The sequence below is a fragment of the Legionella yabuuchiae genome, assembly GCF_900640115.1.
Classification (GTDB): domain Bacteria; phylum Pseudomonadota; class Gammaproteobacteria; order Legionellales; family Legionellaceae; genus Legionella_A; species Legionella_A yabuuchiae.
This window is the reverse complement of sequence record NZ_CAAAIW010000010.1, coordinates 70,403-93,285: the sequence shown is the minus strand read 5'-3', so window position 1 is coordinate 93,285 and position 22,883 is coordinate 70,403. Positions and strand designations below refer to the sequence as shown.

Genomic DNA, 22,883 nt, shown 5'->3' with positions numbered 1-22,883 from the left:
GCCTTGTTCCAGCCAAAATACATATTTAAACTATCCTTCAACTCGCTGATACACTCCATATAACCTCCTGTTGACGATCGAGATTATATGATTTTCATTCTATGACAGCGAGTTATCTTAATTTAATTCAGTGCCAAACCAGAAATGGTTGCCCGCCTGCGCGGGCATGACAGGTTTTTTGTCATGTACAGAGAGATGCTATAATAAAGTATAGGGATGCAATACAAGGAGAGTATTATGGCCAACAATGATTCAAGTAATATTGTAGCAATTGTAGCAATTATTATTATCGTTTTAATTGCTGCAGTTGCACTCTATTATTTCTTTAGCGCACCACGAACAACAACTCCAGTGCCAATGACCATCCCAGCAACTCCAGAAACCAACATACAGGTTGAAACTCCCAAGGTTTCTTTGCCTGATGCTGAGTCACCTGTTAAAAATGCTGGAGGGACAGGGCAAGGAGGCGGTCAAGGTGGTGGTGAATAAAATTACCTAAGTCACAAGCATGTTGCCCGTTGAGGTAACATGCTCTTTCGTTAGCACGCTCGCGTTCTTAAAATTTCCTAAAAAAATCAATTTTTTCTTTGCTGCAATTGAAAATACAACCTGTTAATATCATTCTTACGCTCAGATGATCAATCGGTCACCTGACGCGCTTAGTAAGGAATTTAGATCGTTAGAAGGGACTTTGTATGTTAAATCCGCAGGATGTGAACACGATAGAAGATGCAAAACGCATTGTTGAAGAGCGCCAATTAACCCATGTTAAAGTAGGAATGTTTGACATGGATGGCGTTATGCTCGGCAAGTACATGGGGCGAAATAAGTTTTTTTCAGCTCTAGAACATGGATTTGCGTTTTGCGACGTCATTTTAGGGTGGGATTCTAAGGATAAATTATACGATAATTCGAACTATACAGGCTGGCATACTGGCTATCCAGATGCACAGGTGCGTATTTTGCCTCATACCTGCCGCGAGCTAGTGTTTGAAGAAAATCAATTGATATTTATTGCCGAATTTGCTGGTAATGCTGAACCTTTATGCCCTAGAGCTGTGTTACGACGTGTTCTCGCAAAAGCATCTCAAATGGGATTTGATCCCTTGGCTGCTTTAGAATACGAATTTTTTCTTTTTGATGAAACTCCAGATAGCATTCGCGAAAAGGGATTTCGTAATTTAAAACCAATAACACCGGATTTTTTCGGTTATTCGATTATCCGCAATACTGTTCACGCTGAGTTTTACCATCAAATTCTACATATGGGCGAAGTGATGGATTTCCCAATAGAAGGGCTGCATACTGAAACTGGCCCTGGGGTGATTGAAGCAGCACTCGCGGTTGATCAAGTCTTAAATGCTGGTGATAAGGCCGCTTTATTTAAAACCTTCATGAAAGTGCTCGCGCAGCGAAACCAAAAAATGGCAACCTTTATGGCGAAGTGGTCGCCAAATTATCCTGGTCAAAGTGGCCATATACATTTATCACTCCGTCATCAAGATACACTAAAATCTGCTTTTTACGATCCCGCTTGCCCTTATAATATGAGTAAAACGCAATCTCATTTTCTAGCTGGGCAACAGCATTTAATGCCCCAATTGCTAGCGATGTTTTCACCTACGGTGAATAGCTATACTCGCTTAATCCCTGGGTATTGGGCACCCACGGATGCCACTTGGGGAGTAGAAAACAGAACGACTGCATTAAGAGTAATCCCTGGTAATGAAACGTCGCAACGCATTGAATATCGATTAGGATCGGCTGACGCAAACCCTTATTTGGCCTTAGCTGCTGCCCTTGGTTCGGGATTATATGGTATTGAACATGAGCTTGAAGCATTACCTGAAGTTAAAGGGAATGCTTACGATCAAGAGCATCCTAAAGACATCGCGCTCCCATGCACATTATGGGATGCTGCGCAAAATCTAAGAGGCTCTAACGCCGCACATGAATTGTTTGGTCGTGATTTTGTAGAACATTTTTCAGCCACTCGTGAATGGGAAGAGCGAGAGTTTCGTCGCCACATTACCGATTGGGAATTAGACCGATACTTTGAGATTATTTAATCATGACCGACCTTTTTAAAACTTATTCTCCAATAGATCATTCAGTGTATGTTGAGCGAGCATTTGCACGGGAACATGAAATCCATAATGCTCTAACACTTGCTGTACGTGCCGAGTGGAATTGGCGCAAGCTCCCTTTGGAAACTCGTCAACAATATTGTAGCCGCGCAATCGATGCGCTCGTCGCAAAAAAGGCAATCATCGCTGAAGAGATCTGCTGGCAAATGGGGCGGCCGATTCAATATGCAGAAGGAGAGGTTCATGGCCTTGAGGAACGAGCCAGGTATATGATTTCTATCTCTGATGATGCTCTTCGAACAAGACCGTTGCCGGCAAAAGAAGGATTTATACGATATATAAAACGCGAGCCTTTGGGTGTGGCGTTAGTGATTGCGCCTTGGAATTACCCCTATCTTACTGCCGTAAATGCAGTAATACCGGCTTTATTGGCAGGAAACTCAGTGATTTTAAAGCATTCTATTCAAACGCCATTGGTTGCTGAGCGATTTGCTGAAGCTTTTTTTGAGGCGGACTTGCCAGAAGGTGTGTTTCAGTATTTACATTTAACGCATAAAGATACTGAAAAAATGATTCAGTCGCCAGAGATTCAGTATGTTTCGTTTACTGGCTCTGTTGCAGGTGGAAAAATGGTTGAACAAGCTGCAGCAGGGCGTTTTCTCCAGGTTGGTTTGGAGCTTGGCGGAAAAGATCCTGCCTATATTCGGGCTGATGCCGATCTCGATAATGCGGTAGCAACGGTCGTGGATGGTGCATTTTTTAATTCCGGCCAATCATGCTGTGGCATTGAGCGGCTTTATGTGCATCAGGATGTTTATCAGGAGGTGATCGATAAGGTTGTTGCATTAACTCAACAATACCAACTTGGGCGCCCGGATGAGCTTCAAACTACGTTAGGTCCAATGGTAAAGGCGTCATCTGCTGATTTTGTTCGGCAACAGATTCAAGAAGCATTAAATGATGGTGCAAAAACGCATATCGATGAGCGTGACTTTATTTTAGATCAACCTGGTTCTGCCTATAAGGCTCCTCAAATTCTCACAGGGGTTACTCACCAAATGCGTATTATGACTGAAGAGTCTTTTGGACCAGTGCTTGGAGTGATGCCGGTGACTAGTGATGAAGAAGCGATCACTTTAATGAATGATTGCGCTTATGGTTTAACAGCAGCCGTTTTCACACGTGATATCGAAGCCGGCATAGTGATTGGTGAGCAGCTTGAAACGGGTACCTTTTTTATTAATCGTTGTGATTATTTAGATCCTGCTCTAGCCTGGACAGGGGTTAAAAACTCAGGAAGAGGGTGCTCACTGTCTAACTTAGGATTTGATTCGCTGACCCGTCCCAAATCGTTTCATCTAAAGCAACCGGAGTAGCCGCATGACCTCCACATGTTCTTTGTTAGGCAACTGGAATTATCCCACTCAGATTCGAATCGGCGCGGGGCGATTTAAAGAACTACCCCAAGCTTGCACTGTCTTAGGGATTACGTCGCCTTTAATTGTTACTGATCCAGGTTTAATTCATTTTCCAATGATTAATCAAGCTGTACAGGCTTGTCAGAACGCTGGCTTAAACGTTGATGTGTTTCATCGAGTAAAAACTAATCCTAATGAAGAGAACGTACTTGAGGGAATTCGCGTTTACCGCGCAGGACATCATGACGGCGTTATTGCATTAGGTGGTGGTTCTGCATTAGATGCAGCCAAAGCAATTGCGTTGATGGTTGGTCAAACAAGGCCCTTATGGGACTTTGAAGACTTAGGCGATAACTGGACTAGAGTCAATGTAGTGGGTATGGCTCCAGTGATTGCCATTCCAACCACTGCGGGTACAGGATCGGAGGTGGGTCGAGCATCGGTTATTACCGATTCAGTACGGCAGCTTAAAACGATTATTTTTCATCCGAATATGATACCAAAGCTTGTCATTCTTGATCCTGAATTAACGCGTGATCTACCACCGGCATTAACAGCTGCGACGGGTATGGATGCTTTGGCGCATAATCTCGAGGCGTATTGCTCACCGTCATATCATCCTATGGCCGAAGCCATTGCGCTTGAAGGCATTCGACTGGTAAAAGACAATTTATTACGCGCTGTCCAAAACGGTCAGGATTTGAATGCTCGTTGTCAAATGCTGGTGGCGTCTTGTATGGGAGCTACGGCTTTTCAACGTGGATTAGGTGCTATGCATGCGTTAGCCCATCCATTAGGCGCGCTATATGATGCTCATCATGGTCGTTTAAATGCGATTTTAATGCCCTATATTTTAGTCGCCAATCGCTCAGCGATTGAAAGTAAAATTGAACGATTGGCGTCTTATCTTCAGCTTGCCAATGGATTTGATGGATTCTTAGATTGGCTTTTAACCTTAAGAACGGATTTAGCGATTGAGCATTCTTTAACCGAACTGGGTATTAAAATCGAACACCCTGAGCGCATTGCTCATATGGCAATCCAAGATGCAGCCGCAGGAGGGAACCCCATTGCATATACTGTAGTGCAGTATGAGCAAATTCTAAGGGCTGCAATTGAGGGTGACTTATCCAATGCCGTGATGAATTAAGAATTACAGCCATGAAAACAATAGGAATAATACAATGCGATGAAGTGGGTAAAGAGCTAAAAATGGTTCATGGTGATTATCCAGAAATGTTCACTATGTTTTTAGAACACCATGCTCCAAGATTTAATTACCGGGTTTATCAAGCTTTTAAAGGCGTCTTGCCTAATCAACTTCATGAATGTGATGCTTATTTAATCACTGGGAGTCGTTTTGGAGTGAATGACGGATTTGCTTGGATCGGTGATCTTGAACGTTTTGTGCAAGAATCATGTGTCAATCAGAAAAAGATTGTAGGAATCTGTTTTGGCCATCAGTTAATTGCAAAAGCCCTCGGAGGTAAAGTTGTAACATCACGTAAGGGATGGGGGGTAGGTGTTTCGGCGAATACCATCCTTATGAAAAAAGCATGGATGTTGCCAGAGTTTCAGGAAATTAATCTACTCGTTAGCCATCAAGATCAAGTTGTAGAACTACCAAAAGGATTTGAAGTCATCGCATTTAATGAACATTGTCCCATTTATATGACTCAGCTTGAAAATCATTTTTTAACAATTCAAGGGCACCCGGAATTTAGCAAAACCTATACCAAAGCGTTAATCGAGAAACGAAAAACCGTGTTGGCGGATGCTTATGCGCCAGGTTTAACATCTCTTGAGTTAGACGTACACAATACCATTGTTTCGCGATGGGTCATTAATTTTTTGCTGATGGAGTAAAGAGGAAAGCATTTAAATGACTGTAGTCCTAGCAGTATTTGCTAAGGCAGGAGCGTATTGAGGAGTGTCATTGTTAAAAGAAGTATTACCAGAATAGATAGTATCCTAACCATCAGATACGTTTGTGCAGATTTTATTCCATAAAAAGCCATAATACGCATTAGCTTTGTTTTTTTGACCAACAATTCAACTTTTCCTCTCCAATTGCCAATAGTGTTTCCTTTAGGTTTAAACAGTATGGGTTTTAACGAATGGAAGTAGTCTTCACCATAATCAATCAACAGTTGCTCACCCGTCTCAATAGTTCGTATCGTTTCAAACGTTATAAATTCTATACCATTTAAGCAATAGCGGGTGGCTTGAACATTCGCAAGCTGCCCTTTCTTTGTTGCATGGATCGCTGAGGGCGCGTGGTTGATGAACCTTGTAAGATTGCCAAAAAGTCTCGCATCGACAAATGTGTTTAGTACATCGTCGCCAATGATGAAGGCATAATTCCAATAATAAGCTTTATGTTTTTTAATGCCGGTGTACAACCCTAGACAAGTTCCTTTATCAAACTTATTTCGAGCAAACACCCCGCAGCCTACAATCGGATCAATAAGCCTTAATTCGCATCCGTTCGTACTTGGAGGCGAGCTAAGTAACTGTGCAATATCTTGCATAAAAGAATAAAGCAAATCAGCGTCAACATGTTCTGGCAACTGTTCAACCGTGAGTTCTGTATCTAGGATTATATCCTGAGAAAACTGAAAAGGAATTCCATACAAATGACTAATTAGTCCATTGAACTCTTTAATCGATATACTGATTTCAGCTTGCTTATGAATGCTTGTTGAAAAATAAATGCGTTTGGATTGCGAAGTGGGTTTAAATTTTGGTGAGGGGTTAATTTTGAATGTGCATTGACGTGGATTATCAACTTGCATAAGAGCCGAGTATATGAATATAGCCGCACGTAATAACTCGTTATGGTTTTCGTATTGATAATGAAACTGAACATCGGTTTTTTGAATGCTGGGTTCTGTAAGAAGAGGGTGGATAAAGTCGACTTCTTTTAAAAATTGCTCGCGGCTCATAAAGTGATCGTGCTCTAGCTCAAACTTACAAGTTAAAACATTATAAATAACAGAGGATACTTCTGTCTGAGGTTTTCGATTGTTTAAAAGTATCTTAACCAAGAAAAAATCCTTTTAATTAGGCTATGTTCCTATCTTTTTACTCAGTAGAGTTTCCGAAGAAGTCTAGTATCTTAAATTTACGTTAATAATCAACAATTCACATGATTTTTGCAATGGTTGATATTGCTTTTTAATGGTCAAATTATCGCTCTGAATTGGCATTTGAAATGGTTTGATAAGAAGATAGATGCAACGCAGTCCGATCGACTCATAGTGTCTTTTTCGTATAAAACTATTTTTTTTCACAATCGTTTGTCATTGCAGAGAATGATAATTACTATGTGTTTTATGACCATGTTCACCACCGTTTAATAATAAGGATTTAATAAAATGTATGTTCTATACAGCATATTTGCACTGACAGGATTACTCAACGGTTTTTTGAATACAATAGCTTCAAGCGGCTCTGCCGTTACATTGCCATTGTTGATCTTTCTGGGGATGACACCTGAAATAGCAAACGGCACGAATCGTGTACCAGTTTTACTTGGCAGTATCGTCGCCATCTTTTTGTTTTCCAAGTTAGTGAAAATTCCCTGGTCCATTGCTATAAAAATTGTGATACCTGTCAGTATTGGCAGTTTACTTGGTGCGATCATTGCGGAAATTATTTCAGCAGGCGATCTGGGTATACTGATTACCATTGCCGTACTCATAGCCTTGATTTTACTATTTACCAGGATTAAACAGGAATTATTAAAAACATTTACAGAAACACCGCGCGTTCGCTGGCAGGAAGTACTGATTTTTTTTGTGATTGGTATCTGGTTAGGTTTTATTGTTCTAGACGGCGCAACCTATCTTCTACTGGCGTTGATTCTGGCAGTTCGTTTGCCTTTTGTGGAAGCAACAGCCATTAAGAATCTTTGTATTGCGACTTCTACCATAGTGTCATTAGCCTTTTTCAGTATAAAAGGGAGCGTCGATTGGGGTGTTGGAAGTATCATGGCTTTTGGAAGCTTGTTCGGTGGATTTCTGGGTACAAAAGCGGCCATGCACCCTATGGCAAAAACGTGGGCATATTGGTTGCTTGTAATTATTATTTTATTAGAACTTAGTCATATGGGAATTCGTTATTATCATTTATTTACGATGAGATAATACCAAAGAATAAATTAACTACGGCTCTTAATACAAAAAGGCGTTTTGTCCTGGCAACCAATCAATTAAATCCAGAAGAGCTATCTGCTGAAAAAAATCTTAACACAGTACAAATAGCAACAATAAGAAAGGATTAATAATCACTTAATCTTTTCTCGCTATACTTAATTAAAACGAAATGGGATAAATTATGACCAATGCGGTTTTAATTGCTGTGGTTTTTAGGGGGGATTACCATGATGCATTTAAGGGCGCTATCCTTCAAGGGTTTGCAACATGCGAATCTTTAGGTGATGCTATCTTTTCAGCGCAAATCAGTACCTATCACAATACAGCGGTCTTTGAAGCATTTATAAAGAACTACGTTTCTGGTGAATACGATTTTTCTTCTTATCAGGAAGAATTAGGAGAAACTGCAATCGATTTGCTAAACTCAATGCAGGCTAAAGATCCCAATGAAAGACCTAATGTGGAAGACTGTATCGAGGTATTAAGTCAAGATAGATTAATGCCAATTGAACAACGTTTAGGACAATAAATAGAGATAACAATTACGTTGAAGGTTTATTCCCGGAGAAAAATATGAGTCTTAAAGAACTAATTACAGATGCGGTTAGTCATGCGTTTGGTATCTCGATATCAAACCCGGATCTCGAGCGCTTGCAACGCTCATCACGCATTAGTGAGTTTCCATCAGAATTTAACGAACTGCTTGGTAATCTCAATGATGAGCGTTGTTCCGAAAAGATTCTGGCTCGCAGTCTTGAGGCAGTAATTGTATTAATCAAGCTAAAACCTGAAGCCTCTAAAATTGAAAGAAAGTTTCAGGAAGAAATCGAAAGGCTTGTTTATGCACCGCAATATGAAGAGCAAACTAGATGCATTCCATAATGTTTACCCAGCATCGGTGAATCATTATGACCGTCAAACCTATTGATATACGAACTTTCTACGCATCGGGTGCTGCCGGACGTGGAAAATTTAGGCATAAGATTCAGCGTGGTCGTATACAATCTACTAATAAAATATTTATTAGCAAAGAAATGGAATCACCAGCCGTTGCTCGGCAAGAAGTTTTGGCGCAAGAATTTTTCAGGCTTTTACTGCCAACTCAGCCAGAAACGAGATTAGCCCATCATCCTGTGTTAGGTACCTACTATGTTTTATCTGAAGAGGTTCCTAATTATTGCTCTCTTCCTAATACACCTGATGAATTCACAAGAGGTGGATACCTAGGGTTAGGGCAAATCATGTTAGGCTCGTTATTTCTTCAAGAAATTGACTTAAAAAACGGGAATATTGGATTAAGCGGTAATCAAGTGGTAAAAATTGATGGTGATTGGTGTTTTGCATCCATTCGAGAACCTTCTTTTTATAGCAATAAGCCGAACCAAACGATTACCGCCAACATGATTGCAAAGCTACCTTACCCAACGTTTTATGTCTTTAACTGGTTGGATATTCAAATTCAAAACGTCGCTTATCCGACGAGTACAATAATTAATCCGGCAACATTATGTAATGCTTCATTATTTCGTTTGGAAGTGAATCAAGCAATGCTAAAAATACTTCTTTTGCCGGATGCTTATCTTGAAAAATTTGTGGAAGCTTTTATTCCTGTTGGTGGAATACGGTTTATTAACTTTCTAAAACAACGCCGAAAAGAGCTTGAATTAAGCGCATTACAAAACGAATCGTTTAGGGCATACCTGTCTTCTATGCAAGCTGCGAGCGACAAAGATGTTCATTGGAATTACATTAGAGACTTTGTCGTTCATGGTACTGAAAAAGTTTTATCTAAAAGGGATCATGAACCGTTAAAAAGTCTAATTGATAGTAGCTTTGATAGATTACGGCAGAACATCGGTCTCGATGCCCGTGCTAAAAGGTTACCCCAGGCAATCAGTCGAGAGACTCATGCTGCGAGAACAAATACTCAGATTGAAGTTAACACCAAGCAACCTGTCAAGAAAGGCTGGAAATCGTTTCTTGGTGGTTTTATATTTGGAGCAGCGCTTATCTCAGCCCTTATCCTATTGCGGGTAATTGATGTGATGACGTTTGGTCTTTCTATGCCACTTACCATAACCCTGAGTGCAGCAATAGTATTAAGTGCGGGGCTTGTAGCCGGAGCGATGGCCACGACCCTTTGGCCTATAGGAACCAAACAAAGCGCTAAGCCTACTAAAGAGAATTATGTACTTAAGTTAAAACCGGCCCAAGACCAGTTCGTGCAAACAATTAGAGACCAACTTAGTCAATTTTTTAAGAGAAGTAAAGCTGCAGATTCATTCTTAAATCCAGTATCAAAGGTTAACCCAGAATTCAATTCCAAAGCAGCTAAAACTGAATCAGACTATGATTTATTCAAGCCTTCATAATAGAGGTTTATATGCAAAAAACGACATTATTCGGAAATTCAACCCAGAGCGGAATTAGTCCAAGCCATGCTCGGTTAGAAAAAATCAAAGCCCTAACCCGTGACTATATCGAATCACACAATGGTTTGGTTGGACTATTATGGGACTTAGAACTCGCAATTTCTAGCGAAGAAAATTACAAACGGAAAGAGATACTGCTAACACTATATGATGAAGTTAAGACTCAGTACGAATCTGCTAAATCAGTAGATAACATCGAATCGTTGTTACAAAAAATTGAAGCACTTGACATGGAATTAAAGGGAAGCTCAACCATTGGAAGTTCGCCGTACTCTCTGTAACTTTTTCTGAAAGTATCTTGGGTAAGTATCAATTCATCTTGAAAATCTGAAAATAACTGGCGATTGAATGTGTTGGGTCAAAATGACCCAACCTATGTACGAATGATGCTTTCTTTGCTGGTTCTAATCGTTAGACGATTTCTACTTCTTCAGCCTGGGGGCCTTTTTGCCCTCTGGCTGGCTTGAATTTTACGGTTTGTCCCTCATCGAGTGATTTAAATCCGCTCCCTTGGATTTCACGAAAATGAACAAAATAATCAACGCCTTTACTTTCAATAAAGCCAAAGCCCTTAGTGCTGTCAAACCACTTCACTTTTCCTTCAATTTTTTCAGACACGGTTAAATTCCTATTTCAGTTGATTGAGTATCTTGGATAATAGCATTGACTCAGAATTTTGCCAGTCATCCATCTATTGATTATTTGGAGAAATGTCTAAATAAGAATCTTCGCAAGAGATGGCTTCATAATACCGAGTTAATGCATGAATATGCGCAGCATTCCTCCAACTAGTGTCATGCTTACTCTTTAGCTCATTAACCGCTTTAAACTCCTGCGTTATTTTTGATTTTAATCGTTGATGAACGGTCTCTAGATCCCAGTAATAACCTGATTTATTTTGAGTCCATTCAAAATAACTCACAATAACCCCACCGCAGTTAGCGAGTATATCGGGAATAATGAGAATATCTTTTTTAGTTAAAATTTCATCGGCTTCAGAAGTAATTGGCCCGTTTGCGACTTCAATAATGACATCGGCTTGAATTTGGTTCGCATTGCTTTCAGTAATCTGATCTTGAATGGCCGCAGGGATCAGAAGATCAACATCAAGTGTCAATAGTTCCTCATTACTGATGCTTGATGTATTTTCACCGAGCTCGCAAACCGATTTTTTACAATATAGATCGTGCACCGATTCCATTTGTTTTTTCTTTTGAACCAAATCGGGTACGCGTATTCCATCTGGCTTATAAATACCGCCTTTTGAGTCGCTGACTGCAACGATTTTATACCCATCCTGATACAATAGCTCAGCCACAGGTTGCGCAGCGTTACCAAAACCTTGGATCGCAACACTGATATTTTCAGGAGACCATTTGCGTTCTTTTTCTAGCTCTTTAATACAATAATAAGCCCCCCGACCAGTGGCGGTATCACGCCCTTGGCTACCATTTAAAGGGATTGGTTTGCCTGTTACTACCGCAGGCGAGAATTGTCTTACAATGGTTGAATATTCATCCATCATCCAACTCATGATTCTTGGTGAGGTATATAAATCGGGAGCAAGTATATCTTTATCTGGACCAATAAAGTCGGCCATTACTTCTATATAGCGTCGACTAAGCCGCTCTAACTCTCTTGGATTTAGCTCTTTAGCAGAGACTTTAATAGCCCCTTTGCTTCCACCAAAAGGAATTCCTGCAATGGCACACTTCATGGTCATTAAAAAGGCCAGTGCGGCAACTTCGTTCATCGAAACGTCGGGGTGATAGCGTATTCCTCCTTTTCCTGGCCCGCGAGCATGTTCATAATGCACACGAAACCCCTGAAACACTTTTAATTCGCCGTTATCCAGGCGAATAGGAATACTGACTTGAAGACAGGATTTAGGGTGTTTTAATTTTTCAATAGCATCGGCGTCAATATCAATATAAGAAGCTGCGCGCTCCAACCATTTCATGGAGCGGATAAAAAAACTGTTATGATTCTGCATGGTATCTCCTTTACCGATTAACCAGCATTCCGGTGCGTTTTTCTATAAGTTTAGATCATAAGCGCTTGTACTTGTTATCTATCGCGGTAATATTTAAGATCATTTATCTATTAACCTTGAGTTAAATGTTATGGTATAAGGTTACTGAATACTTATTAGGGCATCAAGAGATGAAAACAATCAGTAAAGAAATACAACATAAAATAACACCCGAACAAGCCATCGAATTGCTCCGCAAAGGGAATGAGCGCTTTATTCAAAATTTAAGTTTAAATCGTAATCTACTCCAACAAGTTAACGATACCGCAGAGGGCCAATACCCATTTGCAGCCATATTAAGTTGCATTGATTCAAGAACACCAGCCGAGTTGATTTTTGATCAGGGGTTGGGAGACGTGTTCAGCGTTCGTATTGCAGGAAATGTCGTTAATGATGATATTTTAGGAAGCTTGGAGTTTGCTTGTGAAGTGGCTGGTTCAAAACTAATTGTTGTGTTAGGGCATACTAATTGTGGTGCGATTAAAGGGGCGTGTGATAAAGCTGAGCTCGGGCACTTAACCGATTTGTTGTATAAAATTGAGCCTGCTATTCAAGCAGAGACGACCTTCCATGAGCAACGAACTGGAGCTAATCTAGCGTTTGTAAATGAGGTGGCAAAAATAAATGTTAAAAAAAGCATTGAGACTATTATCAATGAAAGCAGCATTATCAAAAAGCTTATCTCAGAGAAAAAAATCGCGATGATTGGCGGTTTGTATGATGTTTCAACCGGTAAGGTAACCTTCTTTGATTCTTGAGGAACGATTTTCCTACACCCCTTATGGCTCTGCAAGTTATTTATTAACCGTAGCGGCGATAATTTTGCACTAGGAATGGCGCTTTACCTAGCATTTAGCAAACGAATCATGATTGAAATTGAGCAGAAATGATAGATGTGGTCAATCTTTGTAAACACGCCCTAATATTGATGAGATTATTGAGATGTGTTCTAGGGAGTAGCTCGCTTGGTTAAATGCCTAGGGTTTTGGGAAGACACAATTTTGGAAATTTCTTTAGTTCGCCCTAGGGGCTGGAAATTCATTAAAACGTGAAGAGTGTGTCTTTTCTTTTACCATTCTTCACCCTATTGAGATGCTTTTGAATCAAGCTCTTTTTTCGGTGATACTCTAATATCTAAATTAAGAGCTGATAGTATTCGCAATACAGTGCTTAGCTTTATACTTTCTGGTTTATTTTCAAAGGCTGAAATCGTTTTTTGTTTTAAACCAACCAAATCTCCCACTTCCGCTTGGCTTTATTTCAGATTTTTTCGTTGGTTTTTTGCAATTAATGGAAGTTCTTTTGGTGAGTGAGTAATAACCATGCTTCTGTCGCCTAGAATTTTATACCTTTAAGAGGATACATCTAAATATATACCTTAAAAGGGATGAAATCAAATTTATACCTTTTGGAGGATAAGTCTGATGTGGCTTTGGTGTGATGATTCGGAATCAAGGGTGATGGTGTAATGGTACTAAGTTAAAAAATTTTCAACAACCTGTTGTCGTCGCATAGTGGTGTATAAACTCCATAAAAAAAACATTGAGCATCATCTAAATAATAACAACAATATTGTTGTTCAAACTAAGGTTATACCTAGAAGTCAAGCAAATGATTTAATAGAACAAATTGAACAGTTGCCTCCAATCCGTATGTGGACCTGTTCAAAAACTATTTCGTCTATGCTTCATAATATTCCGGACTTTAAGTTGGTGGAGAAAAATTTTATTCCAAAAAATACGATGGAAGATTTCTAAAAAATATTCGGCGTGTCTACAGTGATTTATGAATGTTCGAAGGGTCAGCTATATCGATCTATTTACTCTCCTAGTCGCGGAGATTTAGGGATATTCATTAAAAAAGAAAACATTTCCCTAACTAAGGCTTGTTGATAATTGATTTAGACTTATCTCTCTCCGTTCCTCGACTGTTCTTTGGGTCTATCAAATTACCAATAAAGTAATATGCGCCAACAATGGCCCGGGATGGTACTTTTTGAACACTCATGTATTTACCCTACTGAACAGTAAGCGGTTAACTAACCGCTTACGATAAACCAGGATAATTAATTAGCCAAATACGGAGCATTTTATTTTTACTTGCGCATGTAGGTCATTAAAATTGCATATAGACCAATATTTATCATATAATCGTGAAAATTTTATTTTGGATTATATATGAAAAGCGCCCAACGCAAGGTTAATGGAAATCGAAATATAGAATCAGTACTAACTCGCATGAGCAGTTGTCATTTAGAAGCGAATGCTAGCATATCAGCTTACACCTGGTACAGCAAACGACTAAAAAGTGTAAATCGTCCTTGTGATATAGCGGTATTATTATCTGAGATGCTGGATTATAAAGTTTTCCCGAATATAGTAATTATCAATCAAGTCATCAATTTCTTGTCTAAGCATAACCATTTCCAGCTGGCATTAGCATTCTATGAATTAGCCAAGAGCAAACGCTTGGCAGATGCCTTTACCTACAACAGTACCTTAGATGCCATTGCCAAGAGCAAGCAACCGAATGTCTTGCTGGCGGTACAATTACTTGAGGAAGCCAAGTCTTTAGGGCTGGCCAATGCTATTACCTACAATAGCACTTTAAGTGCTATTGCCAAGAGCAAACAACCGAATGTCTCGCTGGCGGTGCAATTACTTAGGGAAGCGAAGCTCCTAGGCTTGGCCGATACTATTACCTACAATAGCACTTTAAGTGCTATTGCCAAGAGCGAGCAACCGAATGTCTTGCTGGCGGTACAATTACTTGAGGAAGCCAAGCGCCTAGGCTTAGCTAATGCCTTTACCTACAACAACGCGTTGGATGCAATTATCAAGAGCAAGGAGCCGGATCCCAACCTGTCAGTACAATTACTTGGGGAAGCCAAGCGTCTAGGCTTGGCCAATGCTATTACCTACAACAGCATCTTAGATGCAATTGCCAAGAGTAAGGAGCCGGATGTCTCGCTGGCGGTACAATTACTTGGGGAAGCCAAGTTCCTAGGGTTGGTCAATGCGATTACCTATAACATCACCTTAGATGCCATTGCCAAGAGTAAGGAGCCGAATGTCTCGATGGCGGTGCAATTACTTGGGGAAGCGAAGTTCCTAGGCTTGGCTGATACTATTACCTACAACAGCACCTTAAGTTCAATTGCCAAGAGCAAGGAACCGGATGCCAACCTGGCGGTACAATTACTTGAGGAAGCGAAGTTCCTACGGTTGGCCGATACTATTACCTACAACAGCACCTTAGATGCCATTGCCAATAGCAAGGAGCCAGATGTCAAGGCAGTGGTACAATTACTTGAGGAAGCCAAGTTCCTAGGCTTGGCCGATACTATTACCTACAACAGCACCTTAAGTTCAATTGCCAAGAGCAAGGAGCCGGATGCCAACCTGGCGGTACAATTACTTGAGGAAGCGAAGTTCCTACGGTTGGCCGATACTATTACCTACAACAGCACCTTAGATGCCATTGCCAATAGCAAGGAGCCAGATGTCAAGGCAGTGGTACAATTACTTGAGGAAGCCAAGTTCCTACGGTTGGTCAATGCGATTACCTATAACATCACCTTAGAAGCCATTGCCAAGAGCAAGGAGCAGGATGCCTTGCTGGCGGTACAATTACTTGAGGAAGCCAAGCGCCTAGGGTTGGTCAATGCGATTACCTATAACATCACCTTAGATGCCATTGCCAAGAGCAAGGAGCCGGATGCCTCGCTGGCGGTACAATTACTTGAGGAAGCCAAGCGCCTAGGATTGGTCAATGCGATTACCTATAACATCACCTTAGATGCCATTGCCAAGAGCAAGGAGCCGAATGTCTCGCTGGCGGTGCAATTACTTGGGGAAGCGAAGTTCCTAGGTTTGGCCGATACTATTACCTACAACAGCACCTTAAGTTCAATTGCCAAGAGCAAGGAGCCGGATGCCTCGCTGGCGGTTCAATTACTTGAGGAAGCCAAGCGCCTACGGTTGGTCAATGCGATTACCTATAACATCACCTTAGATGCTATTGCCAAGAGCAAGGAGCCGGATGCCTCGCTGGCGGTACAATTACTTGAGGAAGCCAAGCGTCTAGGGTTGGTCAATGCGATTACCTATAACATCACCTTAGATGCTATTGCCAAGAGCAAGGAGCCAGATGCCTCGCTGGCGGAAACCCTGATTGACGAGGCAATTCAGCAATTTAAACAAACCGACTTGGGCTGTGGGAATACACTTGATTTACATGGTTTATCATTCGGCATGGTTTATTTTGGACTTAAAAGACGTTTACAACAGGAAATAAGCCGCAATTCTAGTGTCACTATTACGTTAATCCAGGGAAAAGGACTACATAGGCGTCTCGAGGATGAGAGTCGTTCCGTTAAACATGCAGTAACCCTGGTTGTGCAGGAACTATCACCGCAGGGGATATCGGGTAGTGAAAATAAATATAACTCAGGCAGGTTTGTGTTGTCTGTTCATTCCGACAGACTTCATGCCTCCAATTCAAAAGAACTATCCAACCTGAGCCCTAATGCCAAACCCTTTGTACCTCGAACATATAAGCCCAGCACAGCGTCAGCTTCTGAATCAGAATCAGCAGTTATCACAGATGGTACAACCATCGCCGTTGATAAACAGAAATCAACCTTTAGTGCTCTTAATTTTTTAAAAACCTTTAACAATTCTGATTCCTCATTGCGGTCAAATTTAGGGGTTAAAGATCTTGATTGTCCTGATGAACAAAATTTGGTGGCGCAGAAGCATTCTATTTGATCGAAAATTCAATCATAAAAAAAGTTTTTTCAACGGAATCGAATTTACAAAGTTCAGCAAGAATTTGTGTCATATCTCTAGTGTTCTGTCCTTAATGGTTGCTAAGGACGTAGGTATTAGTGCCATTATTACTCATCCAATTGATGATGTGGCTGAATCATTGTCTATACTCAATAATACCAGTAATTTTTCAATGCGCTCAGGTTGTGTTACCTGCTCATTGATATTCATTCCTGACTCCATGTCATTTTCTTGGCGGAAAAACTATGGATTATCAATGAATCAGTGAGCTACTTCCATGCATTAAGGTCTCTAGATTGCTTCGTCGCTACGCTCCTCGCAACGACGTTTTCAAAAACCGTACCGTACAGAGTAAATGTTTACTCAAAGGAATTCGTCGAATATATGCTTGCCATTCGCTTAAGTTCTGATCCTAAATCTTCTATGTTATAAAGAACTTTTTCTTGATCCGACTGGAAGAAAACATGACGATTGGTGCTGGATTTTTTATAAAAGTTGTAACCGCCATAAGGAAGTATTATCACGCTTCCAGCTAATTTTAAACAGGTGGTCAAAATATTTGTGGAGGTGAGCTTCGTTTTGATTTGAGGTAAAGCTGCTTCGATATCATTGATTAGGCCTTCGGATAAATCATGAATATGCTTCACGCTTTTATGATAGGTGTTTTGATAAGACTCTAATCGGTTAACCAGTTGTTGGTGCAAACGATATTCAGCACTAAAAACCTGTGCGTTTGGAATTTTTGCTGCCATTTTATCTAAGAGTTTTTTTACTTTAACCAGTGCTTTGGCATGTTTTACAATTAGTCTCAGCTTGGTTTGTTCTGGATTTTTAATCTCATCAATAACCGTTTTTCCTAGACTAGTACGATTAGTCAATATAGTGAGCTGGGTTTTAGGAGGTAGGCTTAACAATAGGTGAAACATGGGATCAAAAAAAGACTTGTTATTTAATAGCTTAATAAATGATTTACATTGAGGGGAGCCGTATAATAAGCTCACCCAACGCGTGGTTGGAGCTATAGGAACAATGCCTGAAGCTGATAAGATATTAATTTTTTGGTCACTAGGAAGCTGCGATATTGTTTTACATAGGCTTTGAAAGTGGTCATGGAGGTTGTATGCAACCAAGTCGCTAAATAAATTTCTGTTCTCAATATTTTTCTCAAGCAACAGTTCAGCTTTACTTTCATTGCACAAGCTCATAAAAATGGAAAAAGCCTGTGCGAACATCGAAGGTTGATTTTTAGCTATATCTTGTAGCAAATTATTACCTGTGCGGTTTTTATGTTTTAATAATGCACTTAAATCTGTTTTTGCTAGCCCAGCCATTAATGTAAGAGCGCTTTTTTTCATATGATGATAGTGATTATTTATCATCCAACTTATCAAACTCTCGCTTGAATCTTCCCTTGGCGAAACAAGGACAGCTTGAACAGGGGCGGGAAGGGATTGAATCATATCCAATAATTGAATTTGAAGATCCGGTAATGTTTCTAGCAACATTCTCAAGTTAATTTTTTTGTTACGGTCCATCGCTAATAAAATTTCAATTTTCTCGTTCTGTGGGAATTTTATAAATTGCTCAACTATTCTTGGTCTAAATTGCAGTGGGGCGTTGATTAATAAACAAGCATTTTGTGGGCCAGTGGGCTGAAGATAGAGTTGAATTTGGTTTTTTAAACTTAGGCTATCGTACATGCTTAATACCTGTTCATATAAATCTGGGGTATTTTGCAAATGGTCAAGCACTGTAAATCCTTGATTATCAATATGACTTAACAAAGTAAACTGTGTGTCGCTGGATAACCTGGATAGTTCAGTTAACGATTCTTTAAATAACCATGAGTCATTTTTTGCAAGTACATGCAGAAAGGAGATATTTCCCTCATTCGCTTGGAATAGGGTAGCCTGTTGCTGCGGAGTAAATAGTTGTAAACGTCCAATTAATTTTTCTCGACAACAATGATTATTTTTAAATGCTTGAATTAAGGCATTATGGCCATTGCTATCTGGTAAAGTTAATAGTTGAGCTTGTTGGTTCAACGGTAATGCGTCCACAAGACTCATTTGGTCGTTATCAAGTAATAATAAAATAACTTCCGTGGAGAAATTGGATAAAACTTCAAAGCGATTCCGTTGCGGTATAGATAACAACCACCGACAGATTAACTCTTTCATCGGCTTATTACTGCCTTCAAGTGCCAACATGAATGCTTCTTTATTCCTGAGCATTAGTTCCACGAGATTTTCAACAGGCATATTTCGAGTTGTACTAATTAAACGTTGACATACATCAACGTCACCATGTGCAATAGCAGTTTTTAACTGCTTCGATGGCTGTCGCCAGAATTGTTCAATTATTTCTTCAACCTGTGCTTCTTTAAATGTGCTCAACCAATGCATGGTGATCATTAATCTCACTTGACCATGGTTTAAAGCGGTTTCGATTAGGGATTGTCCCGCAGGCGGTGAAAGCATGGACATTTGAACTTCTCTATCCAAGCAATTAGCCAAAAATTCAATCTGCTCACATAAATAAGCGGCCTGATTTTGTTTTAAAGCTAACCAATAACAGTTCAGCCCTTGATGATTGGGGTGCGCTAATAGTTGTTTTATTTGGTCTGCTGAAAGTAAATGCTGCATTTTTTTGATAACGATGGGCAAACGATATGGCATGCGCATGATCATTTGACCCAATAGATTATTGCCTTGAGCATCTCTTCCATTTAACCTGTTAAATAATTCTTCCGCGTTACAGTTCTCCAGCGTGTCAGACGCAATCAAAACATCGCCTGAATGCATCTTCATCGTGTTGATAAGCATCATTTGCTTGGTACTTTGTTTATCTAGTCGCTTTAAGAACGATTGTAAATTGGCAACTAGATGATCTGGTGTGTATTTTTCTGCCAAAGATAGCGCATTTTCTCCCTGGGTATTTTTTTGTAACATTATTTGCCGCTGGTTTTTAACATCTGACAAGGCTTTTACATCGCGTATCATCGAACTGACCAAGGTAGGATTGTTCTGCAGTATCAGCATTAGCAAATTGTTGTTATTGTTATCGAGAAAACCTAATAACTTGCCTAATGCCATCTTATCCTGTGCGTGAATTCTTTGATAACTTGCATATAAGCGCTCAAACATTGAAGAATTAACGCAAGAAAGACTTAATAAATCAAACCAGTGAGATAAGGGTAGTTTAGCCAAAACAACTTCTTTGTTGTAAGAAGCATTGAGGTTATCGACTAATTGAAGCACATGATTCAATAATGCTCTATCCTGAACATAGGCTATAGATAGCACATGTTGATTTTGATGATTGCGGTGCGTCACGAGAGATAGTTGCTGAGCAATCGTAAACCCCTCCATCAGTTCAAATAAATGATCAAGCAATCTTGTATCCTGCTGCAACATCCATGACAGCAAATTATCACCTTGTTGGTTGCACGACTTAAGCAAATGAAAGCGTTGTTCTACCGACATCATTTTTGTGATTGCTATGAACGAAGGCAAAACTTCAGGGTGAAAACTTGCGATTTGCGCTAAAAAATTATTTCCACTGAAATCAGTTTGTTTTAAAGCTGCAAACAAGGTGCGCTCGCTAACGTGGTTTAGCACATAGGATAAATGTTCTGGTGCATACATTGATGCTAAAAGAAGTAGAGAATAACCATTAACATCTACTTGTTGCCATAGTAAGTCTTGTTGATCAGAGGAGAGTTCAGATAGGAGTTCAACAATATAATTAAAATATTGTGGCTGCTGTGCCAACGCTAACGTCAACGGAGAAAAACCCTCATGATTTCTAGTGCTTAATAAGCTATATAATTCTGATTTGGATAATAATTTCAGCTTATTAAATAGAAGCGCAGGCGGTGTTGGTTGATGTAACATAGTCAATAAAAGCCAATTATTATTTTTCGCATCACGTTCTTGCAAAAAAACACGCTGTTCATCAGTAGAAAAATTATCTAATAGCATCAAGGCCGCGTTAAAATTCTCAGCTTGGCTATAACTTGCTTTTAAAAAAAATGATTCACCACCAGAAGTAAGGAGAGTCTTAAGCTGCGACTTAGACATACTGGCCGTTATATCTAAAATAGTTTTAAAAAAAACAAACTCAGCATTTACAGATAAATAAGGCAAGTTCAAACCAGCGTTGTTAATGCAACAAATCCAATTTTTTTTAGTGGTTTCTTTGCATGTGCTAAATAAGGTCATTAATGGTGCAACAGCATGTGGATAATGTAAGAACGCAGTCATTAATAGCGTATTTCCTTTGGCGTTAGTCTGGCCTAATATTCTTTCGATATCATCAGCAGTAAATGTCTTTATTAGCTCACATAATTGTATAAAAGCATTTGCATTATGTTCCATAGCCATCATTATAATGCTTGCATCATTCCTATCTCTCTCCACTAACCAGTACAATTGTTCCTCTTTCTCAAACTTAGCTATGATGGCAAGCAATTGTGGTAGTGTTTCAGGACATCGTTGCATAATAATGAACGGTAATAATTCGCCAGTAGGCGTTTTTGTCATTAACTCATCTTTGATTTGGGTATTATTTAACGCTAAACAGCTTGCTAACAATACTTCTAAGGCTTCTGGATAACCTTGTGCCGCTTGCATTAATATATTCATGCCATTTTTGGATCGCTGTTGCATTATCTGCTGTTTATATTCTGATTTTTGAAATGCTTTGATAAACATTGGTACGAGGGCTGGTTGTTGATCAAAGGCATAAAATAGAAAATTTGGGTAATCTAGATGTAAATGTTGTCTAATTAAATGACCTTGTTCATTCGCTGGAATATTTATAAGTCGGCCCATCCATGGTTTAACTTTTTTTTGAACTGGGTTCAACGTATAATCCGGTCGTTTGATCTCTCTCTCTAGTTGTGTAATTAGGTCTTGCACCGCAACTTGCAATTCATTCATATCATAACTTTGTAACTTGGAACGATGGAGATTAACTTCATGCCTAAGATCGCCTCCTGTTACACCTACACAATAATTAACACCTTGTTGGGCAATTGAGACAGGATCCCTCAGTCTTTGGAAAATGGCCTTAAGGTTAGGGACTTGCCGAAGATAATGGTTTCTTGCCGCTTCAGTTAAATCGTCCCAATATTCAAAAAATGTTACAATGGCCTCATTCGCTTGTGCAGCAGCATTATCTCCACTACCAGCACCGCCATGAGAGCTTCCAGCAAACAAACCATCAGCTAAACGGCTAAGATTATTAAAAAAACTACCATTAGGGTCTTTTAATATGGCTAGATTTTCCATGATTCTAGCTGTTAATGCAGAATGATTGGTCAATTGGGAAATTTCAGAATCAACAAGTTCAATTTGTTTTTTATCAAGGGTTTCGTCAGCCATTTCTTCTGGACTAAACACCCCATGGAAGGGCTTTGACGAGGTGCCTTTAAAGTAAAAATCGATGGTTTCAACGATTGGAATATAACGCTTATTATCCGCTGATAAAATAAATTCTGGAAACCGATATTGGTGTAGATTTGTTCCTGAAACATCAGCGCATGCTTCTAGATCAGGCATCAATAAAAAATAGGGACCTTCACCCACTTCCCAATCATCACACTCGGACAAGTCTTCTGGTAAGGGCGATATATAAAGCGCTATTGCTAAGCATAATTGGTTGAGTGGATCGCGCGGCTGTTCACAATAGCTATAAGACGTTCCTTTGATACTGTGCCAATGCTCTGCTAGAAGCTGTTTTAGTACCTCTTTTTTTTCGTTTACCGTCTTTTCTGACGTGAGTATTTCTGCAAAATTAGTGAGCATGTATTGAGCAGCACAGTAATATAATACCTCTAAATCTGAGGCAACATGGCTAATTTTTAGTTCCACAGCCTGCTGAGTGATGTTAATTTTTTCAAGCAATTGCTCTTCGGGGGTTGCTGCTTGAATTGCTGGTCTTGGCTTAGGCATCGTTACCTCA

Annotated in this window: 17 protein-coding genes; 12 read left to right on the top strand and 5 right to left on the bottom strand. The window is 39.8% G+C overall.

Going from position 1 to position 22,883, the window contains the following annotated elements; genetic code table 11:
• Positions 1–237 precede the first annotated feature (237 nt).
• The 5 genes from E1O47_RS05565 (at position 238) to E1O47_RS05545 (ending at position 5,371) form a co-directional block, all read left to right on the top strand.
• Positions 238–489 (top strand): hypothetical protein, encoded by a 252-nt coding sequence (locus E1O47_RS05565; protein ID WP_133130278.1) that lies wholly within the window; start codon positions 238–240, stop codon positions 487–489.
• A gap of 206 nt (positions 490–695) precedes the next feature.
• Positions 696–2,069, top strand: a complete 1,374-nt coding sequence (locus tag E1O47_RS05560) for a glutamine synthetase family protein (protein WP_133130277.1) — start codon at positions 696–698, stop codon at positions 2,067–2,069.
• 2 nt (positions 2,070–2,071) lie between these two features.
• Positions 2,072–3,463, top strand: a complete 1,392-nt coding sequence (locus tag E1O47_RS05555; protein ID WP_133130276.1) for an aldehyde dehydrogenase family protein — start codon at positions 2,072–2,074, stop codon at positions 3,461–3,463.
• A 4-nt stretch (positions 3,464–3,467) separates the two neighbouring features.
• Complete coding sequence (locus E1O47_RS05550; RefSeq protein WP_133130275.1) at positions 3,468–4,655, top strand: iron-containing alcohol dehydrogenase; 1,188 nt, start codon at positions 3,468–3,470, stop codon at positions 4,653–4,655.
• A gap of 11 nt (positions 4,656–4,666) precedes the next feature.
• Positions 4,667–5,371: a glutamine amidotransferase-related protein gene (locus E1O47_RS05545; protein WP_133130274.1), complete on the top strand. Its 705-nt coding sequence runs from the start codon at positions 4,667–4,669 to the stop codon at positions 5,369–5,371.
• Between the two features lie 41 nt (positions 5,372–5,412).
• On the opposite strand, the gene E1O47_RS05540 is transcribed toward E1O47_RS05545, so the two are convergent.
• Positions 5,413–6,552 (bottom strand): SET domain-containing protein-lysine N-methyltransferase, encoded by a 1,140-nt coding sequence (locus E1O47_RS05540; protein ID WP_133130273.1) that lies wholly within the window; start codon positions 6,550–6,552, stop codon positions 5,413–5,415.
• Between the two features lie 330 nt (positions 6,553–6,882).
• Between E1O47_RS05540 and E1O47_RS05535 the strand changes: the two genes are divergently transcribed.
• From E1O47_RS05535 to E1O47_RS05515, 5 genes are all read left to right on the top strand, one after another.
• Positions 6,883–7,653, top strand: a complete 771-nt coding sequence (locus tag E1O47_RS05535) for a sulfite exporter TauE/SafE family protein (protein WP_133130272.1) — start codon at positions 6,883–6,885, stop codon at positions 7,651–7,653.
• Between the two features lie 190 nt (positions 7,654–7,843).
• A complete protein-coding gene (locus tag E1O47_RS05530; RefSeq protein WP_133130271.1) occupies positions 7,844–8,191 on the top strand; it encodes a hypothetical protein in 348 nt (115 codons plus the stop codon).
• Positions 8,192–8,235: 44 nt separating this feature from the next.
• A complete protein-coding gene (locus E1O47_RS05525; protein WP_133130270.1) occupies positions 8,236–8,544 on the top strand; it encodes a hypothetical protein in 309 nt (102 codons plus the stop codon).
• Positions 8,545–8,570: 26 nt separating this feature from the next.
• Positions 8,571–10,034 (top strand): TMEM198/TM7SF3 family protein, encoded by a 1,464-nt coding sequence (locus E1O47_RS05520; RefSeq protein ID WP_133130269.1) that lies wholly within the window; start codon positions 8,571–8,573, stop codon positions 10,032–10,034.
• 11 nt (positions 10,035–10,045) lie between these two features.
• Positions 10,046–10,375: a hypothetical protein gene (locus E1O47_RS05515; RefSeq protein WP_133130268.1), complete on the top strand. Its 330-nt coding sequence runs from the start codon at positions 10,046–10,048 to the stop codon at positions 10,373–10,375.
• Between the two features lie 130 nt (positions 10,376–10,505).
• Here the strand turns inward: E1O47_RS05515 and E1O47_RS05510 are convergent, their stop codons facing one another.
• A complete protein-coding gene (locus E1O47_RS05510; RefSeq protein WP_165475043.1) occupies positions 10,506–10,712 on the bottom strand; it encodes a cold-shock protein in 207 nt (68 codons plus the stop codon).
• A gap of 73 nt (positions 10,713–10,785) precedes the next feature.
• A complete protein-coding gene (locus E1O47_RS05505) occupies positions 10,786–12,087 on the bottom strand; it encodes a Glu/Leu/Phe/Val family dehydrogenase (RefSeq protein ID WP_133130267.1) in 1,302 nt (433 codons plus the stop codon).
• A 170-nt stretch (positions 12,088–12,257) separates the two neighbouring features.
• On the opposite strand from E1O47_RS05505, the gene E1O47_RS05500 reads away from it, so the two are divergent.
• The gene (locus E1O47_RS05500) at positions 12,258–12,884 is read left to right on the top strand and encodes a carbonic anhydrase family protein (protein ID WP_133130281.1); all 627 of its coding nucleotides are present in this window, start codon (positions 12,258–12,260) and stop codon (positions 12,882–12,884) included.
• A 326-nt stretch (positions 12,885–13,210) separates the two neighbouring features.
• Here the strand turns inward: E1O47_RS05500 and E1O47_RS05495 are convergent, their stop codons facing one another.
• Complete coding sequence (locus tag E1O47_RS05495) at positions 13,211–13,369, bottom strand: helix-turn-helix domain-containing protein (RefSeq protein WP_242602023.1); 159 nt, start codon at positions 13,367–13,369, stop codon at positions 13,211–13,213.
• Positions 13,370–14,303: 934 nt separating this feature from the next.
• On the opposite strand from E1O47_RS05495, the gene E1O47_RS05490 reads away from it, so the two are divergent.
• Positions 14,304–16,895: a hypothetical protein gene (locus E1O47_RS05490; RefSeq protein ID WP_133130266.1), complete on the top strand. Its 2,592-nt coding sequence runs from the start codon at positions 14,304–14,306 to the stop codon at positions 16,893–16,895.
• Between the two features lie 380 nt (positions 16,896–17,275).
• Here E1O47_RS05490 and E1O47_RS05485 read toward each other — a convergent pair whose 3' ends face one another.
• The gene (locus E1O47_RS05485; RefSeq protein ID WP_133130265.1) at positions 17,276–22,873 is read right to left on the bottom strand and encodes a hypothetical protein; all 5,598 of its coding nucleotides are present in this window, start codon (positions 22,871–22,873) and stop codon (positions 17,276–17,278) included.
• Positions 22,874–22,883: the final 10 nt, after the last annotated feature.